The sequence below is a fragment of the Bifidobacterium olomucense genome (genome assembly GCF_012932375.1).
Taxonomy (GTDB): Bacteria; Actinomycetota; Actinomycetes; order Actinomycetales; family Bifidobacteriaceae; genus Bifidobacterium; species Bifidobacterium olomucense.
The window spans coordinates 93399-115692 of record NZ_JAAIIG010000008.1 but is presented as its reverse complement, the minus strand read 5'-3'; the positions used below and the strand labels follow the sequence as shown (position 1 = coordinate 115692).

17 protein-coding genes and 1 pseudogene are annotated in these 22294 nt (G+C 58.0%); 1 reads left to right on the top strand and 17 read right to left on the bottom strand.

What is annotated here, in order from left to right; all coding sequences use genetic code 11:
- Nucleotides 1–186, bottom strand: a pseudogene (locus G1C97_RS09105) (carbohydrate ABC transporter permease); the annotation flags it as partial.
- Between the two features lie 235 nt (nt 187–421).
- On the opposite strand from G1C97_RS09105, the gene G1C97_RS09100 reads away from it, so the two are divergent.
- Nucleotides 422–1408 (top strand): LacI family DNA-binding transcriptional regulator, encoded by a 987-nt coding sequence (locus tag G1C97_RS09100; RefSeq protein WP_169241497.1) that lies wholly within the window; start codon nt 422–424, stop codon nt 1406–1408.
- A 64-nt stretch (nt 1409–1472) separates the two neighbouring features.
- Here the strand turns inward: G1C97_RS09100 and G1C97_RS09095 are convergent, their stop codons facing one another.
- The 16 genes from G1C97_RS09095 to pepN form a co-directional block, all read right to left on the bottom strand.
- On the bottom strand, nt 1473–2201 hold the full coding sequence (locus tag G1C97_RS09095; protein ID WP_169241490.1) for a pseudouridine synthase: 729 nt from the start codon (nt 2199–2201) through the stop codon (nt 1473–1475).
- A gap of 365 nt (nt 2202–2566) precedes the next feature.
- The gene (gene glmS / locus G1C97_RS09090) at nt 2567–4459 is read right to left on the bottom strand and encodes a glutamine--fructose-6-phosphate transaminase (isomerizing) (protein WP_169241489.1); all 1893 of its coding nucleotides are present in this window, start codon (nt 4457–4459) and stop codon (nt 2567–2569) included.
- A gap of 421 nt (nt 4460–4880) precedes the next feature.
- Nucleotides 4881–5693 carry an amino acid ABC transporter ATP-binding protein gene (locus G1C97_RS09085; RefSeq protein WP_100496833.1) on the bottom strand — a complete coding sequence of 271 codons (813 nt, stop codon included), beginning with the start codon at nt 5691–5693 and terminating at the stop codon, nt 4881–4883.
- A 22-nt stretch (nt 5694–5715) separates the two neighbouring features.
- Nucleotides 5716–6699, bottom strand: coding sequence for an amino acid ABC transporter permease (locus G1C97_RS09080; RefSeq protein ID WP_100496832.1), 984 nt, complete (start codon nt 6697–6699; stop codon nt 5716–5718).
- A 165-nt stretch (nt 6700–6864) separates the two neighbouring features.
- Nucleotides 6865–7809, bottom strand: coding sequence for an ABC transporter substrate-binding protein (locus G1C97_RS09075; RefSeq protein ID WP_169241488.1), 945 nt, complete (start codon nt 7807–7809; stop codon nt 6865–6867).
- Nucleotides 7810–8028: 219 nt separating this feature from the next.
- Nucleotides 8029–8988 carry an ABC transporter substrate-binding protein gene (locus G1C97_RS09070; protein ID WP_100496830.1) on the bottom strand — a complete coding sequence of 320 codons (960 nt, stop codon included), beginning with the start codon at nt 8986–8988 and terminating at the stop codon, nt 8029–8031.
- 473 nt (nt 8989–9461) lie between these two features.
- Nucleotides 9462–9938: an SsrA-binding protein SmpB gene (gene smpB, locus G1C97_RS09065; protein WP_100496829.1), complete on the bottom strand. Its 477-nt coding sequence runs from the start codon at nt 9936–9938 to the stop codon at nt 9462–9464.
- 68 nt (nt 9939–10006) lie between these two features.
- Nucleotides 10007–11356, bottom strand: a complete 1350-nt coding sequence (locus G1C97_RS09060) for a CHAP domain-containing protein (protein WP_169241487.1) — start codon at nt 11354–11356, stop codon at nt 10007–10009.
- 133 nt (nt 11357–11489) lie between these two features.
- Nucleotides 11490–12413 carry a permease-like cell division protein FtsX gene (gene ftsX / locus G1C97_RS09055; RefSeq protein WP_100496827.1) on the bottom strand — a complete coding sequence of 308 codons (924 nt, stop codon included), beginning with the start codon at nt 12411–12413 and terminating at the stop codon, nt 11490–11492.
- Between the two features lie 3 nt (nt 12414–12416).
- The gene (gene ftsE, locus G1C97_RS09050) at nt 12417–13682 is read right to left on the bottom strand and encodes a cell division ATP-binding protein FtsE (RefSeq protein WP_169241486.1); all 1266 of its coding nucleotides are present in this window, start codon (nt 13680–13682) and stop codon (nt 12417–12419) included.
- Between the two features lie 93 nt (nt 13683–13775).
- Nucleotides 13776–14897, bottom strand: coding sequence for a peptide chain release factor 2 (gene prfB, locus G1C97_RS09045; RefSeq protein ID WP_169241485.1), 1122 nt, complete (start codon nt 14895–14897; stop codon nt 13776–13778).
- Between the two features lie 268 nt (nt 14898–15165).
- Nucleotides 15166–15450, bottom strand: coding sequence for a hypothetical protein (locus G1C97_RS09040; protein ID WP_169241448.1), 285 nt, complete (start codon nt 15448–15450; stop codon nt 15166–15168).
- Nucleotides 15451–15605: 155 nt separating this feature from the next.
- On the bottom strand, nt 15606–16262 hold the full coding sequence (locus tag G1C97_RS09035; RefSeq protein WP_100496824.1) for a peptide deformylase: 657 nt from the start codon (nt 16260–16262) through the stop codon (nt 15606–15608).
- Nucleotides 16263–16348: 86 nt separating this feature from the next.
- Nucleotides 16349–17734, bottom strand: a complete 1386-nt coding sequence (gene glmM, locus G1C97_RS09030) for a phosphoglucosamine mutase (RefSeq protein ID WP_169241484.1) — start codon at nt 17732–17734, stop codon at nt 16349–16351.
- A gap of 297 nt (nt 17735–18031) precedes the next feature.
- The gene (locus G1C97_RS09025) at nt 18032–18925 is read right to left on the bottom strand and encodes a sulfite exporter TauE/SafE family protein (RefSeq protein ID WP_100496822.1); all 894 of its coding nucleotides are present in this window, start codon (nt 18923–18925) and stop codon (nt 18032–18034) included.
- Nucleotides 18926–19519: 594 nt separating this feature from the next.
- Complete coding sequence (gene pepN / locus G1C97_RS09020; protein WP_169241483.1) at nt 19520–22129, bottom strand: aminopeptidase N; 2610 nt, start codon at nt 22127–22129, stop codon at nt 19520–19522.
- Between the last annotated feature and the right edge of the window lie 165 nt (nt 22130–22294).

Genomic DNA, 22294 nt, shown 5'->3' with positions numbered 1-22294 from the left:
GCCGCCGATCATCTGCTTCTTGAAGAACGAAATGTAGATGGCGTACACGATCGGGATGATGAACACGAACACGAACACCACCGCGAACGGCCACATGAACTTCCACCCACGCCAATCCGCCTTATGCTTATTCACACGCGCCTCGCCTGCCTTCACAGGTTCAGCAGTGATATCAGCTGAAGCCATTCCAACCCCTCTCCTTCGAAGGTTGATAAAAATGTTTGCGTTATCATCATAACACGATTCCAAACATTGTCCACTCGCCAATAATTCAGTGTTTTGAGTACTTCTGATACAATGGTCACGAAAACAACGATGTTATCGTTACCGTATCAACGTACAATGGCGGTCGTTGTTATCAAATTGTTGTACTTCTAAGCAATCGGAGGCGTGTACGATGTCCAGGCCGTCGCAGGTATCGATGCAGGATGTGGCCAAAGAAGCCGGAGTCTCCCCCCAAACCGTGTCCCGTGTGGCCAACGGCAGCGACGCCGTCAAATCCGAGACACGACAGAAGGTCGAAGCAGCCATGCAGAAACTCGGCTACCGCCCCAACTACGCGGCCCGAGCGCTGAAACGCGGTCGTTTCCAGGATATCGGCGTAGTCATGTTCAATACCGCCAGCTTCGGCAACTCCCGTATTCTCGACTCTGTCATCTCCAGCGCCGCCGAGGACGACTACTCCGTGACCATCCAGACCATGCGCCACGGCACCGAACGCACGCTCGCCTCCGCCATCGAACGCATGCAGCGTCAGCCAGTAGACGGCGTAATCGTAGTGTTGGAGGAACGCATCTCCGACTTCGTGGGCTACAAGCCGCCCAAAGAGCTGCCGGTGGTACTCATCTGCGAGGGCCCCGCCGACCACTGCCCCACCGTGGACGCCGACCAGTATGGCTGTTCCACCGCCATCGTGGACTATTTGATGAGCAAGGGACACAAAACCGTCTACCACATCGCCGGCCCCGCCACCTCCCGCGCCGCCGAAAGCCGCGCCCGCGGTTGGCGCGAGGCGCTGGAACAGATGGGCGCGCCGGTGCCGAGCATGTATATCGGCGACTGGTGCGCTGATTCCGGATATCAGGCTGGCGTAGCGTTGGCGCACGACCCGAACTGCACCGCTATCTATGCAGCCAACGATCAGATGGCCTACGGCGCTATTCTGGGTCTGCAATCGGCAGGCAAGCGCGTGCCCGAGGACGTGAGCGTGGTGGGCGTGGACGATTCGCTCGTGGACATGGTCCCCCGCCTGAACTTGACCACCATGCGCATGCGGTTCCGCGACATCGGTGCCACCGCCTTCTCCATGGTCCGCCGCCAATGCGAGGGAGATCGCGTGCCGGTGGGCGTTAAAACCGTGATTCCCACCGAGCTGGTCGAACGCGGATCTGTGCGTGACATCAGCTGAATCGACCAGCGTGCCGTCGCCATCCGAAAAATGGCCATGCATATAAGGCTCCGCGTAGCACGTTTTACAACGACATGCGGGAGACATATTCGCGCCGATCACCGGTAATGGGGTCGGTAAACGTCAACGTACGAGCGACCAAGGCCAGGGGCCGACTGAAATCGTCATAAGAACGGGTTTCGATGCGTGGATAAAAATCATCACCCATGATCGGCAATCCCAACGAGTTCATGTGGACACGCAGTTGATGCGTCTTGCCGGTGCGCGGATGCAATGTATAGCGGCACATCATTGGACTGTCCGATATCAGTTCCCCACGCTCGATCATTGTTTCGGCATTCACTACGCCGGGCTCCTCATATGCAGCCATGACGCCACGAATTTTGGTGATATGCGAGCGCCGCAGCAAAGGAAAAGGCCGAGGTGATTCCAGCTGGGCGATGGTGCCGTACCGGGGACGCACCACGGGCTTGCAAGGAGCCAAACATTCGTAGACCTTGACCGCCTGCCTGTTCTGGAACAGCATCTGATACGCGCCACGACAAGCTTTATCTCGCACAAACACGAGTACGCCGGCGGTCATACGATCCAGACGATGCGCCGGAGTAATATCCGGCTCATCATATTGTTCGCGCAGCCGAATCAGCGCCGTCTCTCGATACCACATGCCGCGCGGCATAGTAGCCAGAAAATGCGGCTTATCCACCACGATAATCCGCTCATCCTCGTACAACACATCCAAGTCAAACGGGATATGCGGTTCTTCAGTCACAAATCGATGTGGACGCTCCATATCACCTTCTTCAACTGCCTTCAACTGCGGCAACCGGGACACCATCTGCGGCTGGCGAGACCTATCAAACTGGAACCTAACCGAACAGCCTTGACCTTATCCCAACGGGGGGAGGCTGGCAGACGCATCACTCCACGGTGACGGACTTGCCCAGAGCGGCCCGGAGCGTGTCAAGCGATGCGTCTGCCAGCCTCTTAATAAAGTTAGTAAAGTTAATAAAGTTAATAAATTAATGCATGGAGCCGTCAGGCTTAGGAATGCGATGGACCGTAAGCTTGGCCGAACGGCCTTGAGTGTGTCCAGCATCGCATCCCTAGGCCCGACGGCGGTCAAGTTACGCTATCAGCTTCTGTACAAGAAACGCATCACTCCACGGTGACGGACTTGGCCAGATTGCGGGGCTTATCCACGTCGTAGCCCTTGAGCTTAGCCATATCCATGGCGAACAGCTGCAACGGCACCACGTCCACAAGCGGACTCATCAACGTTGGGCACTGCGGACGCCAGAACACCACATCCGCATACCGCTCTACATCCGGATCGCCCTGCTCGGCAACCGCGATAATGTAGGCACCGCGAGCTTTGACCTCTTCAATACCAGAAATCACCTTGGCGTGCAGCACGTTGCGACCACGTTCGGGTGGCACGATGAACACCACCGGCTCGCCTTCGTCCACCAGAGCGATCGGACCGTGCTTAAGCTCTCCAGCCGCAAAACCTTCGGTGAAGGTGTAGGCGATTTCCTTCAGTTTCAGCGCGCCTTCCAACGCTACCGGGTAGCCCACGTGTCGGCCGAGGAATAGGAAGGAGTTGGCGTTGACCATGTGTTCGGCCGCCGCTTGGATGGTCTTGGGCTGGGTATCGAGCACCCACTGGATCTTGCGCGGCATGTCCTTCAAGGAATCGAGTACCTGATGGATTTCGTCGCGGAACATGGCACCCTTGACCTGAGCCAGATACAGGCCAAGCAGGTAGGCAGCGGTGATCTGCGCCACGAACGCCTTGGTAGAGGCAACGGCCACTTCGGGGCCGGCATGCGTGTACAGCACGGCATCGGATTCGCGTGGAATGGAGGCACCCTGCGTATTGCAGATGGCAAGCACCTTGGACCCCTGTTCGCGCGCGTGACGCAGAGCCATAAGCGTGTCCATGGTTTCACCGGATTGAGAGATGGCCACTACAAGCGTGCGCGGGGTCAGGATAGGATCACGGTAGCGGAATTCGTGTGCCAGCTCGACTTCCACCGGAATACGCACCCAATGCTCGATGGCGTATTTTGCTACCTGGCCGGCATAGCTTGCGGTGCCGCAGGCCACCACGATGATCTTGTCGATGGCCTTGAAGTCATGTTCGTCGATACGCACCTCGTCAAGCGTGATGCCGCCTTTGGCATCGAATCGCCCCAACAGCGTGCGTTGCACGGCAGCCGGATCCTCGTGAATCTCCTTATCCATAAAGGAGTCCCAGCCACCTTTTTCGGCGGCGGAGGCATCCCAGTCCACGGTGTAGGTCTTGGGATCGGTAATCACGTTGCCATCGAAGTCGGTGACGACCACGGAATCAGCGGAAACGCATACGGCCTGATCCTGGTCCACTTCCATCGCACGCTTGGTGTAGGCCACGAACGCGGCCACATCGGAGCCGAGGAAGTTCTCGCCATCGCCAAGGCCCACTACCAGCGGAGAGTCATGGCGAGCACCCACCACGATATCCGGTTGACGGCAATCGGTGGCAAGGATGGTGAACGCACCGGCCAGCATACGTGCCATGCGACGCACGGCCTCGAAAAGATCAGGATGACCCTTCTCGGCGATGACCTTGTCCACGATCTTGCCGAGCAGCTTGGCGGCCACTTCCGTATCGGTGGCAGAGGCGAACCGATAACCTTCGGCTTGCAGATCAAGGCGCAGCTGGGAAGCGTTTTCGATAATGCCGTTGTGGATGATGGCGACTTTGCCGTCCATGCTGGTGTGCGGATGGGCGTTCACATCGCTTGGTTCGCCATTGGTGGCCCAACGCGTGTGGCCGATGCCTACGGTGGCGGCGGGCATCGGCTTGCGCTCGATGCTTTCCACGAGGTTCTTCAAGCGGCCGGCCTTCTTACGAACGGCCACCTTGTCCATGCCGGGAGCGGTCAGCGCCACGCCGGCCGAATCATAACCGCGGTATTCGAGACGCTCCAAACCTTGCAAGCAGACTTCCAAAGGCTTATCGCACGCGGTTTCAATATGTCCTGCATATCCAACAATTCCACACATAGCTCACCAGCCTACCGGACGTATATGTCCTGAGTCGACCCGGCCTGTCAGCCAGCACGGATGTTTTGCATTGTCGACACACTGCTCGCACTGATATGCAGTCGCGTATACGTTCCCCCATGAGAGCCCATTCCAGTTCTGGGCATATACCTACCAATTATTCTGGGCATTAACCTACCGTAAAGATGGTTCTGGGCATATACATACCACGAGCGCACCGATTTTGGTGTTTTCATGGTAGGTATATGCCCAGAACCCGGTAATGCCGTTAATTGATGGTAGGTATATGCCCAGAACGAACAGCCTTCAACAGCCTTCCTACAGCACATGCTGGAGACGGAGCCGTAAAACGTACAGTCCAGTGGACTGCACGTAGGCGACGCCGAAGCACGGCAGTGCTGAGGAAAAACGAACAGCCTTCCTACAGCACATGCTGTAGGAAGTCCTTGAAACGAGGCTCGGTGGGGTGGTCGATAATGTCAGGCCCACCCTTTTCCACGACCACGCCGCCATCCATGAAGACCACCTGATCGGCCACTTCGCGGGCGAAACCGATCTCATGGGTCACGCACACCATCGTCATACCCTCCTTGGCGAGCGAGCGCATGACGTTCAGCACCTCGCCCACCAACTCAGGATCGAGTGCAGAGGTGGGCTCGTCGAAAAGCATGATCTCAGGCTTCATGGCCAAGGCTCGGGCGATGGCCACGCGCTGCTGCTGACCACCGGAAAGCTGCGAGGGGTAGTAGTCGAGACGGTCCCCCAGTCCCACGCGCTCCAGCTCGGCAACGCCCAGCTCACGTGCCTCCTTCTTGCCGATATGCTTGACGTGCACCGGCGCTTCCATCACGTTCTCCAACGCGGTCATATGCGGGAACAGGTTGAACCGCTGGAACACCATGCCCAGACGGGAACGCTGGGCTGCAATCTCCTTGTCATCCAAGGTTTGCAGCACATCCTGACCGTTCTTGGTGACGTGTTTGAAGCCGATCAGCTCGCCATCCACCTCGATGGAACCGCCGGTCAGAGTCTCCAGCTGGTTGATCAAACGAAGGAACGTGGACTTGCCGGAACCGGAAGGACCAAGAATCACAGTCACCGTGCCGGGCATAACGGTAAGGTCCACGCCTTTTAATACGTGCAACGAGCCAAAAGCCTTATGCACCTGCGTAGCCTTGATGGCGGGCTGGGTGCCGGTGCCGACGGAAGCGGTGGTATTTGCAGTATCAGTCATTGTTGATTCGCCTCTCCCTGCTTCACGCGGTCATGCCGGTGAATGCGGCCTCATTGAGCTTGTTCACATCGTCCTTGGGCTCACCCTCGGTCTTGCCCGGCAGTGGCGGCTGCTTGCCGCGGGTGCCCATGGCGCGAGCGTCGAAGCCTTTGCCGAAATGCTTCTCCAGACGGGACTGAATCACCATCAGAATGGAAGTGATGAGCAGGTACCAGAAGCAGGCCACAAGCAGCAGCGGAATCGGCTTGTAAATACGATTGGCGATGGCGTTCGTGGCGAACTGCAATTCAAGGGTGAACGGCACGGCAGTGACCAGCGAAGTGGTTTTCAACATGCCGATGGTTTCATTGCCGGTAGGCGGAATGATGATGCGCATGGCCTGAGGCAGGATGATGCGACGCATGATCAGCGTGCGACTCATGCCAAGCGCCTGCGCGGCTTCGGTCTGGCCGGGATCGACGGCCTCAAGACCGGCTCGCACGATTTCGGACAGGTAGGCGGCCTCGTTCAAAGCCAGACCAATCCATGCAGCGTTGAAGGCGGTGACGACCACGGAGGAATCGACGCTCCAGAATTCCACCGAGGTGAACGGGATGCCTAGACTCAGCTTCGGGATAAGCACGGAGAACAGACCCCAGAAGATGAGCTGCGTGTATACAGGAGTACCGCGGAAGAACCAGATGAAGAACCAGCTCACGCCACGCAACACCGGGTTGATGGACTTGCGCATGATAGCGAGAATGACCGAAAGGATAATCGCCACCACCATGGAGATGACAGTGAGCTCCAGTGTGTAGCGGATGCCCTCCAGCACGTTCTCGTTGAAGAGGTACTTCCATACGGTAGGCCAATCCAGCCTCGGGTTGGTGATCATGCCCTGAATGAGCATCGCGGCGAGCAGCGCCACGATCACGGCAGCCACGATGGGACCGGGACGCTTGACCGGAAGCGCCTTGATACGGTTGGGAATATCCAGCCCTTCGCCGTCAACTTCTTTCTTCGCCATATTCTTCCTTTGGGATCATTACCTACGGTTCTCCAGTTTCCGCTCAATTCCCGTTGAGGGCCTGTTCAGCATGGGCCTGTTCGGCATGGACCGTTCACACGCGGATCGCTCAGCGTAGGCCTGTACCGCGCAGACCTTCAACGGGGAAATGGCAGAACCGAAGACTTACTCAGTGACAGGGTTGATTTCAGCCTTGGTCAACGCACCGGATTCCACGCCCCAGTGCTTGAGAATGTCCAGATACGTACCGTCGTCCATCAGCTTCTGCATGGCCTTCTGGACAGCCTCGGTGGTGGCGCTGTCGCCCTTCTTGATGGCGATGGCGGTGGGAACATCGTCGAAGTCCTTGCCCAGCTGCTCAAGCTGGCCTTGGGTCTGCGCGATGGCGTAGCCCACGACCGGGGAGTCGGCGAAGAACACGTCGGCCTTGCCGGTCACCACAGCAGTGGTGGCATCGGTCTGCTGCTTGGAGGACTGGATCTCGATATCCTTCTTGCCGTCGGCTTTGCACTGCTCGGCGGTCTTGTTGATGGCCTCTTCCTCGACGGTGCCGGTTTCGACGGCGACCTTCAGACCGCACAGGTCATCCTCACTTACGTTGTTCGGGTTGCCTTTGGCCACCGCATACGCCATACCGGCGGTGAAGTAGGAGACGAAATCAACGGATTCCATACGCTCCTTGGTGATGGTGAACGCAGCCATGCCCAGATCGTACTTAGAGCCGACGGCCGGGATGATGGTGTCGAAGTTAGACGAAACGATTTCGCTGTCAAGACCGAACACGTTGCCCAGAGCGTGAGCGAGGTCCATGTCGTAGCCGATCTGGGTCTTACCGTCGGCGTCCAGGAATTCAGCCGGAGCGTAGGACGGGTTGGTGCCAATGGTCAGCTTGCCGTCCTTGGTCACGGAATCCGGCAGCAGCGCAGCGATGGCATCGTCCTTCTTGATGCCGGACACATCGTAGCTGGTGATGGTTGCAGCATCACCGGAACCACTCTTGCCGGAGTCACTGGACGTGGCCTCGTCAGTGGTGCCGCAAGCCACGGTGGAAACCAGCATGGCCACACCCATCATGAATGCGACGCCAGCCTTCAAATTCTTGGTTGACATGAGCGGTCCTCTCTCTTCTTCTCCTAGGACATGTCTTAGGGCTTGGCGGGGAAATGCGAATTCTCCGACAGTTCACCCAATATACAGGTAAGCAGGGTATTCCGGCGATGCTACGAGCGCGTTAAGGGGCCTGCGTCTCGCCTTCCCTCACTCTTCGGGGAATGCATCGCAGGCCCCTTGCCATGATGCTGTTTTCCATACGTTGGAATGTCGCTGAAGTCACTCCTCTACCGCAGGATTGATTTCAGCCTTGTCAAGAGCGCCGGAAGACACGCCCCAAGTGTCGAGGATCTTCTTGTAGGTGCCGTCATCCATCAGCTTCTGAATCGCCTTCTGTACAGCTTCAGCCGTGGCGGAATCACCCTTCTTGATGGCCACGGCCTCGGGAGTCACGCCGGTATCGTCGCCGAGGGCGGCCAATTCGTCACCGGTCTGCTCAATGGCATAGCCGGCCACCGGGGAGTCAGCGTAGAACACGGACGCCTTGCCGGAGGCCACGGCGGTGGTCACATCGGTTTGCAGCTTGGAGGACTGAATATCGATGGCATCTTTGCCGTCAGCCTTGCACTGCGCGTTGGCGGCATTGACTTCCTCTTCCTGGGTGGTGCCGGTTTGCACGGCCACCTTCACGCCACACAGGTTGGAGGTGTCCACCTTGTCGGGATTGCCCTTCTTGGTGACCCATGTGGAACCGGCCTTGAAGTAGGTCACGAAGTCCACGGCGTCAAGACGCTCTTTGGTTACGGTGAACGAGGAGATGCCGATATCGTACTTGGAACCGACGGACGGGATAATGGAATCGAAAGTGGAGGAAACCGTCTCCTCCTTGAGACCGAACACGGCGGCCAGCGCCTTGGAAAGGTCCACGTCGAAACCGACCGGCGTCTTGCCGTCCTCGGCAAGGAATTCGGCCGGAGCGTAGGAGGTATCGGTTCCGACGGTCAGCGTACCGTCGCCGGCCACAGAATCGGGCAGCAATGCGGCGATGGCGTCATCCTTCTTGATGGAGCTGGTATCGAAGCCCTCGGTCTTGGACGAACTGGACGAGCTTTTGTCTCCGGCCGCCGACGTGGTGGAGCTGTCAGTGGTGCCGCATGCGGCAACGGCGATCAGCATGGCCACACCCAGTGCGGCTGCGGTGACGGATTTGAACGATTTGATTCCCTTGCTGTAAGACATTGGATTTCCTCTCTCCGTAATTGTCGACCGGCGGGTATGTTTCCGGCTAATTGTGGAGAGTAGGTTCACTTTGCTACGTCTTGGTTAATCTGTGGGATTGCGTCCACGTTCTGAAATCGCTTGGTGTCAATTCCATGTTTTGGAACCGATTAGTGTCGATTCCGCGACCCGGAACCGATTGGCCCCGATATTCACGAGGAACATGGGCAGGGAGAACGCTTGCAAAGGCTGCTGAAAAAGACAGTCCACGGAAGCAACTGGTAAAGCAAAGACAGCTGGCGGCAGCAGCTGACGCTTGGTGGTTGTGGTATGCGTGGCTCGACACACTCAAGGCCGTTTGGCCGAGCTTACAGTCGAGCCACGCATACCACAACCACCAAGCTACGGTCTGAGGTAACTGGAGCGACTGGAATGGCAGACGAAAAAAGGCCGGCTTGAAGCCGGCCTCGGAATTACGAATTAATGAGGAATGATTAGTGACGCATGTTGGCGTAGCGCATGGCGCGCAAGGCTTCACGCTTGTCCTGCTCTTCACGCAGAGCCTGACGCTTATCGAATTCCTTCTTGCCGCGAGCCAATGCGATTTCCGCTTTGACGCGACCGTCTTTGAAATACAGGCTCAACGGCACAATCGTGTAGCCCTTGGCTTCAATACCGCGTGCCAGCTTGGTGATCTGCATGCGATGCAGCAGCAGCTTACGCTTGCGCTTGGGCGCATGATTGTTCCAGGTACCGTTGAGGTATTCGGGGATATTGGCACCTTCCAACCACATTTCCCCACGACGGTCGATGGAGACGAAAGCTTCCGCCAGCGAGGCACGTCCTTCACGAAGGGACTTGACTTCAGTGCCGGTTAACGCCAATCCCGCTTCATACTTGTCTTCGATGGCATAGTCATGTCGTGCTTTCTTGTTCTGCACGATCAGCTTTTCACCGGTTTCCTTGGCCATGACCACCTCCTTTCACTGATTCATTCACGTTCGTTACTTCATGCTGTCAGCAGGCCGCGGCACGTCGATCAGTGGACGAACCAGTACTGGCCTGCGTTGGTCAGAGTGCGGGAGTTGGTGTTGAACGGGCCGGCAAGGGCATTCATCTCGGAGATGACGAACGTACCATCGCCGTTGACAGCTTCCACCACAGCAACATGACCATAAGTGCCATCGGCACCGTCCTGGCCGGGCAGGAAAGAGAGCGCCGCACCCACTTCGGGGTTGTGGTCCACCCGCAAACCGTACGACGGAGCCGTACGCCACCAATCACCGCCGTTGCCAAGGTAGGACGGGGTGTTGATGCCCATCTGCTTACGACGGTCATACGCCCACCACGTGCATTGACCGGCCACATAGGCGTTGCCATAATCGCCGTTGGATGTACCCTGACCACCGGTGCCGGTGGATGGCATGGACGGCGTGACTGTGGGAGTGGACGGCGTCACCGTGGGGTTGGACGGCACGGTGGTGGTGCCTTGAATGCCTGGATCCACCTTATTGGCCGCTTCGGCTTGTTCCTTCTGATACTGGCGGTTATAGGAATCCACCTGCGATGCGATCAGCACGGTCTGCGCCGCCTGCTTGGCGGATTCATCGTTGAGGTTCTCCACCAGTGCGGAAAGCTCGTTGCGCTTTTCCTCGCCCTGCTGGCGCAACTTATCAAGCGCGTCACGCTCGCTTTGCGCGGTTTCAGCAGCGGTCTGGGCCGAAGCGGCCTTCTCGTCCGCCTTGGTTTTCAGCACGGCAATTTGCTTTTCAATGGCCGCCAGACGCTCACTGCGGTTCATCGACGTATTCAACGTGGTGGCTGCCGAAGAAGCGGCATTGGCTTCATTGCGAGACAACGCGTCTCGCGACTGCATCGAGTTGACGAAGTCTTGCGTGCTGGTGGCACCGGTCACCACGCTCATCACATCGGAAGCATTGGAACCGTGCATCTCCTCGCGGGCCAACTGCGCGACGGCGGCATGGGCATCGTCATAATCCTTACCGGTCTGCTTGATCTGTTCCTCAAGCGTCGCCTGGTCTTTCTGTGCGGCGGCAAGTCGATCCGCAGCGGCATCTGCTTCGTCCTGAGCCGTAGCCGCGTCTTCATTGGCCTGCGTGACCTTGGCCTGAGCAGCGACAATCTTGTTGTTGGTCAGATCGTCCAGCTCAAGTACCTTGGCAGCCAGTTCCGTGTTGGCACCGGCCAACTGCTGCTTGAGCTCCGCCTCGCGCTGGGCGGACGCCGCATGCTGATTCTGAGCGTTGACCAGATCGGGATACGTGTCCGCCTGGGCAGGAATCACAGGGGTCATTGCCAAACCGGCCAGGCAGGCAGCCCCTGCCACCACAGCCGCCAGCATCGGCTTCATCACGTGTGACTTCGTCATGCGCTCAGAGTCCTTTCATTATTGTCAAGCCCTCACCATAACACGTGTTGCTGAATGAGCGTTCGTCAAGAGAGAAGTCGCATAAGACCGACTCCCCTCTCGTTCAGAAGTTCCGCTCACATGCCGCAACCGGTTAGGCCTTGAGGTATCGCCTCAGGGAAATCGTCGAAGCAACGACCGACAGCAGCACCGCACCCAATACCAGGAACGGAGAAATAATCAGGACGGTCCACTGATTGACGTATGGAATCCACGTCACCGATTGCGCCAGCCATCCGGTGATGAACACCCGCACGATCACCGATAGCATCAGACACGACAACAGCGAGCCGATCATCGAGGCGATCATGCCTTCCAAGATGAACGGCAATCGAATCGTCCAATTCGAAGCACCCACATAACGCATGATTTCGGTTTCCGTACGTCGTGACGCTGCGGACATGCGGATGGTGGTGCCAGTCAGCAGAATGGCGACCAGCACCATGATGCCGGCGAGCACGGCCGTAACGGCCGTGGCACGATTAAGCACCGCGAAAACCGGATCGAAGATCTGCCGTTGATCAGTGACATCCTCCACGCCTTCCTTGCTGGAAAGCACTTCAGAGACCACCTGATATTTAGTGGGGTCCTTGAGCTTAAGCCACAGGGAGTCCTGCATATCGTCCGCGGTCAGCGTACGGCCTTGGAATTCGCCGTTCGGATACTGCTTGGTAAAAGTGTTGTCGTAGAAATCCTGCTTGCTGACGTATGTGATTTCGGATACCACATCACTCAGCTCGTCACGGATGGTTTTCTGCAATGCCGTGATTTCGCTGGCAGATGGCGCGGTGCCGGAAGCGCAGTTGGCGGATTGGCTGGTGCCATCCGGGCAAAGCCAGACCACCACTTCGACCTTGTCGTACCAATCGCCCTTGGCCTTGGTGATCTGGGCCTGAGTGAGGACCGAAGCACCGATGAACAGGAACGAAATGAACGTGACCAACGTCAACGACAGCAGCATGGACAGGTTACGGGTCAGATTGGTCCAGGTTTCAGACAGGATGAATCGTGCACGCATGCTTTAGTCTTCCTTCTCCTGTGTGTGCTGCGAATGCTCTGTATTCTGGTTTCGCCCAGCGGATGGACGCGATGGCCCGACTGGCGGAGCCGGCGGCGCAGGCGGCAGCGGAGCAGGCGGCAAAGTGGATGCAGAGACCTCAGCAGTCTCCTTCTCGTCCTTTGGCGTATCCGTTGAAGACGTTTCGGTCTTGTGCGGCGCTGAGGTATCCTGCGAGTCGGTCACGGTACCGGAAGGATTCGCAGACTTCGGCTGAGCGGTCTGATCGCTGTCATCGGTCTGATGCTCCCCATCGGCCCCGGCAGACTCACCAGACTCACCAGTCAGCGGATTGTAAGCCTGCGTACGTTCCATGGCCGCTGCCGGATCGTCAAGCGGAATGCCCTTGCCCCACGTCAACGTATCTTCGATCGGGGCGAAAGTCTCCCCATAGCGACCGGTGCGGCCGGAATGTACGGAATTAGCCAAGCGCGCGATGCCCTCGGACGGGCCTTCAGGATCGTCGGCAACCGAAACAGACGGCAACATATGATTTGCGGCCCCGGATTTGGCTTCGACCTGAGCATCCGGGAAATACAGTGCCGAATCATACGAGCCATGGGCCTCATCACGTACGATCTTGCCGTTGTGCAACTCAATCACACGCTTGCGCATCGAATTGACGATCTCTTCGTTATGCGTGGCCATCACCACGGTGGTACCGGTGCGGTTGATGGCATCCAGCACCTCCATGATGCCCAGCGACGTGGTCGGGTCGAGGTTACCGGTGGGCTCGTCCGCCAGCAGAATCTGCGGATGGTTCACATAGGCGCGGGCAATGGCCACACGCTGCTGCTCGCCACCGGACAGCTCATGCGGATAGTTCTTTTCCTTGCCGGTCAGGCCCACGGTGTCCAGCACCTTGGGAACCAACGACTTGATGGTGGAGCGGCGCGTGCCGATCACTTCGAGAGCGAACGCCACATTCTCCCAGACGGTTTTGTTGTTCAGCAGCTTGTAGTCCTGAAACACGAACCCCAAAGAGCGACGGTACTGCGGCACCTGACGGTTGGCGATACGGCGCAGATCGTTGCCGGCGACACGAATCTCACCGCCGGTGGCCTCCTCTTCACGCAGCAGCAGACTCAGCAGCGTGGTTTTGCCGGAACCGGAAGCACCCACCAGAAATACGAAGTCGCCACGCTCGATATTGAGATTGATGTTGTCGAGCGCCGGACGCGTGCCTTTGGGGTAGATCTTGGATACGTTGTCCAACGAGATCAGTGCCATAATGCTTTCCCTTGTGTAGCTCTGTAGCTCTTATGATCCGTTCCGGCCTCCTGATCCAGGAAGCCGGAACGATGGAAGTCGCTCCGCGAGAATTTACTCCTCGGAAGCGGCGCGACGCTGCTCGTGACGCCAACGGATGCCAGCCTCGATGAAACCGTTGATGTCGCCATCGAATACGGCCTGAGTCTGGCTGGTTTCGTAACCGGTCCTGAGATCCTTGACCATCTGATACGGATGCAGCACATAGGAGCGCATCTGATCGCCCCAGCTGGCCTTGATGTCGCCGGCGAGTTCCTTCTTCTTCTTGGCTTCCTCTTCATGACGCAGCACCAGCAGTCGAGACTGCAGCACGGCCATGGCGGAAGCGCGGTTCTGAATCTGCGAGCGCTCGTCCTGCATGGTCACCACAATGCCCGTGGGAAGGTGGGTGATGCGCACGGCGGAGTAGGTGGTGTTCACACCCTGACCGCCAGGACCGGAAGAGCAATAGGTGTCCACGCGGATATCCGTGTCCGGAATGTCGATGTGATCGGTGGCTTCGACCAGCGGCACGACCTCGACGGCAGCGAAGCTGGTCTGACGACGGCCCTGATTATCGAACGGGGAGATACGCACCAGACGGTGGGTGCCGCCTTCCACGGAAAGACGTCCGTAGGCGTACGGGGCATCCACCTGGAAGGTGGCGGATTTGATGCCGGCTTCTTCAGCGTAAGAAGTATCCATCACCTTGGCCTTGAAGCCGTTGCGCTCGCAGTAACGCAGGTACATGCGCAACAGCATCTGGGCGAAGTCAGCCGCATCCACGCCGCCCGCGCCGGAGCGGATGGTTACCACTGCGGAGCGCTCGTCGTATTCGCCGTCAAGCAGGGTCTGGATCTCCATGGAGTCAAGATCGTTCTTGATGTCGCCGATTTCGTTCTGGGCTTCATCCAGCGACTCCTGATCACCTTCCTCGCGTCCGAGCTCCACCAGCGTCTCCACATCGTCGATGCGCTGGGCCGCGGATTCAAGCCTTTTCAGCTGTGATTCGGCGGCGGACAGCTTGCTGGTGATCTTCTGCGCGTTCTCAGGATCGTCCCACAGGCCAGGTGCCGCCGCCTGTGCTTCGAGATCCTTGATTTCAGCCTTCAGTCGGTCGACATCCAACGCCTTGGCGATGGAATCATATTTGGCGCGGGCTTCGCCTATCGCCTGGGAAAAATCAAATTCAGCCATCGTTTGTTACCTTACTGTTCGTACTGTGCAATACCTTGGACTATCACGTCTTCGTTGACAGCCTGCACACATTTCCGCGACCTGTAGACGCCGGATGATGTTGAGCTTGATTCGTCATCGTTATGGCGCCTTCTGCGTATCGCTGCGCGATATCGTAGCGTTAGGACTGCGCCGTGCATCTCCATCATTCAGTTTCGCGCGAACGATGGCATGGCCAAAAGCGCTTCCGGACGCTTGCCGAGTCGCGGGGCAATGTGTGCAGGCAGCGTCAAAGCCCCGCGTAGATTGCGGGAATGACCAGGGAACCCAGCATGGCCACGGCGATGACAACGCACACCACACGCACAATGATGCGGCGGCGGTTCTCACGCTGCTGGCGGCTGTCCTGATAGTTACTCACGAGGTCAGGAGTATAGCGATGGCCTGAGACGGGAATCGTGTTGAGCTGAAGCGTATCAGAGCGCCGGCCGTCTCGGCGATTCCAGCCGTCGAGGATGCCGGATCGGCCAACACGCTTCCTATCTCCTCCCAATCCTGACGTTACGTCGCGCACGATAACCGGGAACTTCGTGAAAAAGGTACGCTGAGTGACGGTAAGCGTTACATTTTCACGAGATATGGCCTTATTGCGGGAACAAGGAACGGCTGACGGCCGTTCATCAGCGGCGTCACAGCATCACCGCGTCACAGCGTCGCGGCGTCACAGCGTCACAGCGCGAAGCCGAGCTCTTCAGAAGCTTCGGTGGGCACCGGATCCTCGCACCAGTAATCCTCAAGATTCTCGTTGGTGGTCAACGAGCGGATTTCGGCGCGATCGATGTACAGCTCACCACTGAGGTGGTCGGTTTCATGCTGGAAGATTCGCGCAGGCCAGCCGTGCAGATGTTCTTTATGACGTTTGCCATCCTCGTCATCCCACTCGGCTTCAATATCCAACCAGCGTTTGCGTACGGCTTGATACCCGTCGAAGCTCAGACAGCCCTCATAGAAGCTGGCGGTTTTATCGCTGGCAGGCTTGTAGGAGGGATTGATGATCACATGGAACGGGAATTCAGCGATCTCACGCGGATCATCCTCGTCATCACGCACATGGTCCTCAACCACGGCGAGAGCCAGTCCCAGCCCGATTTGCGTGGCTGCAAGGCCTACACCGGGCGCTTCGAGCATAGTGGTGTGCATGGTGTCGATGAGTTTGGACAGCGTGCGCTTGGACAGCTGACCATGGTAGGCAACCGTCTGCTGGCGCAGGACCGGCTCGCCGGCCTGTACGATCGGCAGAATCCGTTCTTTGCCACCGGTTTTGATGAGTTGCTCAACGATGCGGTTGAGCTCCAGATCTACTTTGTTGTTGTTGTTACCGAACATGAATGGTGTTCCTTGAGATGGGGACGGTGTGGGTGATTCAGTCAGGAGAGCCGGAACCGTTTTCGGAAAATCATTTCCGAAAACGGTCACAAGGCGAGTTCTTCGGCCACGATCTTGGCCAGACGGGTGCAGACCTCATCCGCATACGCCTGAGTTGCGGCCTCGGCCATCACACGCACCAACGGTTCAGTGCCGGAGGGGCGCAGCAGCACACGACCGGAATCGCCCAGCAGCTCCTCTTCGTGGGCCACTGCTGCTTGAATACGTTTGTTGGTCGCGGCGGCCTTCTTGTCGACGTTCGGCACGTTAATCAGGGTCTGCGGCAGCTGCGGGAAGTCAGCGGCGAGTTCCTTCAGGCTCTTGCCGGACTTGACGACCTCATTGCACAGGGTCAGAGCCGTCAGGGTGCCGTCACCGGTGGTAGCGAATTCGCGGTTGATCACGTGGCCGGACTGCTCACCGCCGAGCGTGTAGCCGCCCTTGAGCATCTCTTCCAGCACGTAACGGTCGCCCACCGAGGTCTCCACGGTCTTGATGCCCATGTCTTTCAGGGCGAGCTTCAAGCCCAGATTGCTCATCACCGTAACCACCAGCGTGTCATGGGCCAACTTGCCCTCACGCTGCTTGGCACGGGCCAGAATACCCATGATCTGATCGCCGTTGACCATGTTGCCGTCTTCATCGACCGCCAGACAGCGATCGGCGTCGCCGTCGAAGGCCACGCCCATCACGGCATCGGTGGCCTTGACCATGGCCTGCAGCTGCTCAGGGTGAGTGGAACCGGCGTTCTTGTTGATGTTGTAGCCATCCGGCGAAGCGTTGATGACGATCACATCGGCGCCGGCACGACGCAACGCTTCAGGAGCCACTACGGAGGTGGCGCCGTTGGCGCAGTCAGCGACGATCTTCAGCCCTTTCAACGGCTTGGGCTGAGTCTTGTCATCGTTCAGCGGGGCGATGGTGGATACCAGATGATCGATGTACAGGTTGGTTGCGGTGGTCTGGTCGTGGCTCACACGCCCCACACCGGCACCGGTCGGACGCTCCCAGTCCTCGCCGAGCACCGCTTCGATCTCGTCTTCCTTCTGGTCGGGCAGCTTGAAGCCGCCACGGGCGAAGAACTTGATGCCGTTGTCCGGCATCGGATTATGGGAAGCGGAGATTACCGCGCCCATTTCCACGTTGAGCACGCTGGTCAGGTAAGCCACACCAGGGGTTGGGATGATACCGGCATCGATCACGTCAAAGCCGCCTGCGGACATGCCGGCCGAAAGAGCCGAAGCCAAGAAGTCGCCGGAAACACGGGTATCGCGTCCCACCAACGCACGGCGACGACCCTCCGGCTGGTTGTCTTTGGTGCCGGCATCGCCCAGCACACGCACGGCGGCATCGCCCAGATCCAGCGCCAATCGGGCGGTCAGATCACGGTTGGCCAGGCCACGAACACCATCGGTTCCAAACATTTTCGGCATACTCTTGCATCCTTCACTTGAGCGGCTTCATACCGTCTCATCCAATAACGTGACCCATGGTAATCGGCCCAAGGCACGATGTCATACTGATTTGCGGAATACTGCTCAATTCGGTTGCAATTGCCTGCCTAGTACCATATAAATCCCAGCAAATACATCTCCTCGCCCCGTGGTCCAATCACCCGGCTTTTCTCCTCGCTTCCCTGCTTCCGCCCCCTTGCACGTTTCGCGCGAATCGGGCGTAAAGAGGGCGTACGAAGCCGGTTTTACGTACTTTTCGCACGAAAACACGTAAGATCAGTAGGTCTTGAGGGCCAGATCGATGGTGAGCACGATGCCGGCGATCACGGCGGCTGCACGCATGATATTCGCGGGGATGCGCCGGGTAATCGGTGGGGCGATATATCCGCCGATGAAACAGCCGAGGCACAGCATGATGGCAGCCGGCCAGTCGACCGCACCCTTGATGATGAACACCACGGAAGCAGTGATATTCGCACCGGTACCGATCAACGTTTTCAACGCGTTGATCTTGTGAAACGGCCCGATTTTGGCAGCATCCAGAACGGCGAGCGCGCAGGTGCCGGCACCGGCTCCGAAATAACCGGAGTAGATGGCCACGGCCCATACGCCAATCCAAACCCACCAGGAATCCTGATTCATCGGCTGTACCGGTTGATCAATGGGAAATCCCGCTGCGCGATCTTCGGCTTTGCGCTGTTCGGCAGCCGGCTCCGATGCCACGGCTTGCACGGCTGAATTGATGTTGGCCAGCTGTGCTGCGGCATCGGCAGCGGCCTGTTTGGCCTGCATACGTCCACGTGGATTGACGGCGATGATCAACGAGCTGAACAGAATCAACGCAGGGGCCGCGAATTCGAATACCTTGGGGTCGAGTTCCAGCAGCAAATACGCACCTATGACGCCGCCAATGGCGCCGATGGCCACATAAGTGATGACGCGCAGGGTCTGGCCTTTGAGCTCACGACGCGCTCCCATCACACCGCCGATACCCGTGCCTACCACGCCGACGGTATTGGATGCGTTCGCAAGCACCGGCGGAATGCCGAAGGCGAGCAGCGCCGGATAGGAAACCAGCGAGGATGCACCTACCGCGTATCCCACGAATCCGGCACCAATACCGGCCAGCAGAATTAACAGCAGTGACAGTATGGAGAAGCCTGCAATCATCCTGTGACATCCTTTCTCACGAACCGGACGCTTCCGGCCTTGAGCGAGCTTAAGGACGTCAATGACTGATTGCGGTTGTTTTTCTGCTATATGGAATAAAGATTCTTTGGTCACGGCAAGAGCTAATTGTCCGCGTGGTGTATGACGCGTTGGGCAACGTATGGTGTGTCATGCGTGGCACTTCATTGGAAAATCATTGGAATCCGCATTATGTACCAATCTAGCCAACGGGCCAACAAACTTTGCAACCGAAAACCTGCGGAATTTCGTGGGATTATTATGCGAAACCTCGTATTTATTGATAACGTACCGCAGCACCGTGGTACATCATCCGAATAGCACCCGCTATGAAATCATGTGTACAAACCACATCAGAGAGATGATACGGGCAATCGCAATTGCCTGCCATCCCCTGAGGACTATGCCAATCGGCATTCTATAAACGCACGGTATTGGCTCCGGCACTAGGCGACATCGTATGACATGACTGTAATCCCCGGGGAAAACATCCCCGCTGTAACGCACTATGGGTCAAGCGCTGCAATGTCTTGCAGCGCTTGACCCATAGCAGCGAAAACAAACGAAGACTTCCCTTTACAGGGCGGCGTTGTAGTCGCGGACCTTCAGCGTACGGTGCGAGGAGGCCACGTTCTCCACGATCAAACGCTTCAGGGCATTGTCAGCGGCGAAATGTTCCTCCAGCCATGCATCGCCGAGACGGGTCAGCGTGGCCGGATCGGCGTATCCGGGATACAGGCCATTGAGCAATGCCTCGGCCATATGGTAGGTCTTGTTGGCCCAGATCCAGTCCACGGTCTCGAAGTACTTGGCGGCGAATGGCTCGGCCAGTTCGGTGTCCGGCGTGGCGGAGAAGCCACGAGCCACAGCCTCCAGCTGGGAGTTGGTCAAATCGTCATTGTGCAGAGCCTGATCCCATGCCCAATCCTTGGCCTCGGCCGTGCCCTTGACGGCACGTGCGCCGAGCGCGAACTCACGGTTTTCAGTGGTGTCTCGCCTGGCAAGCTGTGCCTCGATATCACTGTCGCCGAATTCGTTCACGCTGGCCAGCGCGTTGACGATGGTCCACGTGAAGTTGTTATCGATGTCAAGGCCCGGCAGGCTCACCGTGCCATCGAGCAGACCACGAGCGTTGGCGGCAAATGCCTCGTCGCCTTCCTCTCCGTAACCGAGGTAAGCGGTGATGAGCTGGAACTGGGTGTCGGAGCCGGCTTCAGCGGCGTTGGCCAGCTTCCACAGTCCGGCGGCCACGTGGCGCAGCACGTCTTCGCGACGAGCCGGTGCCACATAATGGTGGGCGGTGGTGCTCATGCAGGCCAGAGCGTAGCGGAAGGTGGTGGATTCGGTTTCGGTGGCCAGCAGACGCAGGGTCATGTCCACGAAACGCTCGGCCGGGAATTCGCCATCGCGGGTCATATCCCAGAACGCCAGCCAAGTCACGGCGCGGGCCAGAGCATCGTCGAAACGATGCAGGTTGGCTTCGGCGAAGGCCTGAGACTCAGCGTCGAAGCGAATCTTGGTGTAGGTCAGATCATCGTCATTCACCAGAATCAGGGCCGGTCGTGGCTTACCCGCGGCGGCCTGAACAATGGTGGTCTCGCCATCCACATCAAGTTCGAACTGCTCGGTGCGTACGATCTTGCCAGTGGACTTGTCTTCGTTGTAGAAGCCGATGGCCAGACGGTGCGGGCGGAGCACCGGGTGCTCTTCCGGAGCGGTTTGGGTGAGCTTGAGCTCGGCAATGGTGCCGTCAGCAGCTTCGGCCACCGACGCTGCGATGGTGTTGATGCCGGATTCCTCCAGCCACTTCGCGCTCCAAGCCTTCAGATCACGACCTGAGGTCTTCTCCAGCTCGCCCAGCAGATCGGCAAGCGTGGCGTTGGAATAGGCATGCTTGTTGAGGTAGCTGTGAATACCTTCGAAGAAGCGTTCACGTCCAACGTAGAACACCAGCTGCTTCAGCACGGAGGCACCCTTGGCGTAGGTGATGCCGTCGAAGTTCACGTAGGTATCGTTGAGGTCATTGATCGGGGCGACGATCGGATGCGTGGTGGGCAGCTGGTCCTGACGCAGGGCCCAGCTCTTCTCGCCGGAGCAGAAGGTGGCCCATGCATCATGCCATTCGGTGGCTTCCGCAGTGGCGAGAGTGGAGGTGAATTCGGCGAAGGATTCGTTGAGCCACAAATCGTTCCACCACTTCATCGTCACGTAATCGCCGAACCACATATGGGCCAGCTCATGCAGCACGGTCACCACACGACGTTCGGCCAAAGCGTCGGTCACCTTGGATTCGAACACATAGGAGTCGCGAATGGTGACCATGCCGATGTTCTCCATGGCACCGGCGTTGTATTCCGGCACGTAGATCTGATCGAACTTGGCGTACGGATACGGCACGCCCCAAGTCTTGGCATAGAAGGCGAAGCCCTTCTTGGTGATGTCGAACAGGTAGTCCACATCCTTGGCGAAGGCCTCGGCCAGAGACTGGCGGCAGTACTGAGCCATCGGCACGGTACGACCATCCTCGTTCAGGTATTCGGTGTGCCATTCGGCGTACGGGCCGGCGCAAATCGCAGTCAGGTAGGAGCTCATCACCGGAGTCGGCTCGAACACCCACAGACGGGTGGTTTCGTTCGGCTTGTCGCCCAAGGTTCCATCCTGTGTTTCCCGCGGATCATCTTCGACGCTGGAAGCCGGCATGTTGGAGGTAACGATCCAGCTTGCAGGAGCAAGCACCTTGAAATCGAACGTGGCCTTCAGATCGGGCTGGTCGAACACAGCGTAGACACGACGCGCGTCCGGCACTTCGAACTGAGAGTACAGATAGACGTTGCCGTCAGAGGGATCCACCGAACGGTGCAGACCTTCACCGGTGTTGGAGTAGCGGCACCTGGCCTTGACGGTTACCTCATTCTTGGTCTTGAGGTCGTGGAGCATGACGCGGCTATCGGCGAAGACCTTGGCGGGATCCAAGGATTCTCCGTTGAGTTCGACAGAGGTCACCTCGTCGGCGATCAGATCGAGGAACGTCGACGATCCGGGCTGTGCGTTGAAACAGATCAGTGTGGAGGACTCAAAGGTCTTCGCGCCGGTGGTCAGATCAAGGCTGATGTGATAATGAATCGGCGCTTCGACGATAGCCTTACGTTCTTCGGCTTCGACGCGGGTGAGATTGGAACCGGGCATGACTTGCTATCACTCCTTACTTGTTGTTCCCGAATGGTTCTGCATGATATCCGATAATCCCGGCCGCTCGGATTGCTCGGCCGGGATTATCCGTTTTCCGTTTGTCGCATACGATTCGGCACACGCATATTAGCTTGTCTCAGCTTGTCGCAGTGCCGTAAGTAT

Excerpts from the sequence above, each read along its gene's own strand:
- G1C97_RS09095 (WP_169241490.1), bottom strand. The coding sequence starts at position 2,201 with ATGGAGCGTCCACATCGATTTGTGACTGAAGAACCGCATATCCCGTTT.
- G1C97_RS09080 (WP_100496832.1), bottom strand. The coding sequence starts at position 6,699 with ATGGCGAAGAAAGAAGTTGACGGCGAAGGGCTGGATATTCCCAACCGT.
- G1C97_RS09060 (WP_169241487.1), bottom strand. The coding sequence starts at position 11,356 with ATGACGAAGTCACACGTGATGAAGCCGATGCTGGCGGCTGTGGTGGCA.
- G1C97_RS09035 (WP_100496824.1), bottom strand. The coding sequence starts at position 16,262 with ATGTTCGGTAACAACAACAACAAAGTAGATCTGGAGCTCAACCGCATC.
- glmM (WP_169241484.1), bottom strand. The coding sequence starts at position 17,734 with ATGCCGAAAATGTTTGGAACCGATGGTGTTCGTGGCCTGGCCAACCGT.
- ftsE (WP_169241486.1), bottom strand. The coding sequence starts at position 13,682 with ATGGCACTGATCTCGTTGGACAACGTATCCAAGATCTACCCCAAAGGC.
- pepN (WP_169241483.1), bottom strand. The coding sequence starts at position 22,129 with ATGCCCGGTTCCAATCTCACCCGCGTCGAAGCCGAAGAACGTAAGGCT.
- prfB (WP_169241485.1), bottom strand. The coding sequence starts at position 14,897 with ATGGCTGAATTTGATTTTTCCCAGGCGATAGGCGAAGCCCGCGCCAAA.
- G1C97_RS09025 (WP_100496822.1), bottom strand. The coding sequence starts at position 18,925 with ATGATTGCAGGCTTCTCCATACTGTCACTGCTGTTAATTCTGCTGGCC.
- G1C97_RS09100 (WP_169241497.1), top strand. The coding sequence starts at position 422 with ATGCAGGATGTGGCCAAAGAAGCCGGAGTCTCCCCCCAAACCGTGTCC.
- ftsX (WP_100496827.1), bottom strand. The coding sequence starts at position 12,413 with ATGCGTGCACGATTCATCCTGTCTGAAACCTGGACCAATCTGACCCGT.
- G1C97_RS09085 (WP_100496833.1), bottom strand. The coding sequence starts at position 5,693 with ATGACTGATACTGCAAATACCACCGCTTCCGTCGGCACCGGCACCCAG.
- glmS (WP_169241489.1), bottom strand. The coding sequence starts at position 4,459 with ATGTGTGGAATTGTTGGATATGCAGGACATATTGAAACCGCGTGCGAT.
- G1C97_RS09070 (WP_100496830.1), bottom strand. The coding sequence starts at position 8,988 with ATGTCTTACAGCAAGGGAATCAAATCGTTCAAATCCGTCACCGCAGCC.
- G1C97_RS09075 (WP_169241488.1), bottom strand. The coding sequence starts at position 7,809 with ATGTCAACCAAGAATTTGAAGGCTGGCGTCGCATTCATGATGGGTGTG.
- smpB (WP_100496829.1), bottom strand. The coding sequence starts at position 9,938 with ATGGCCAAGGAAACCGGTGAAAAGCTGATCGTGCAGAACAAGAAAGCA.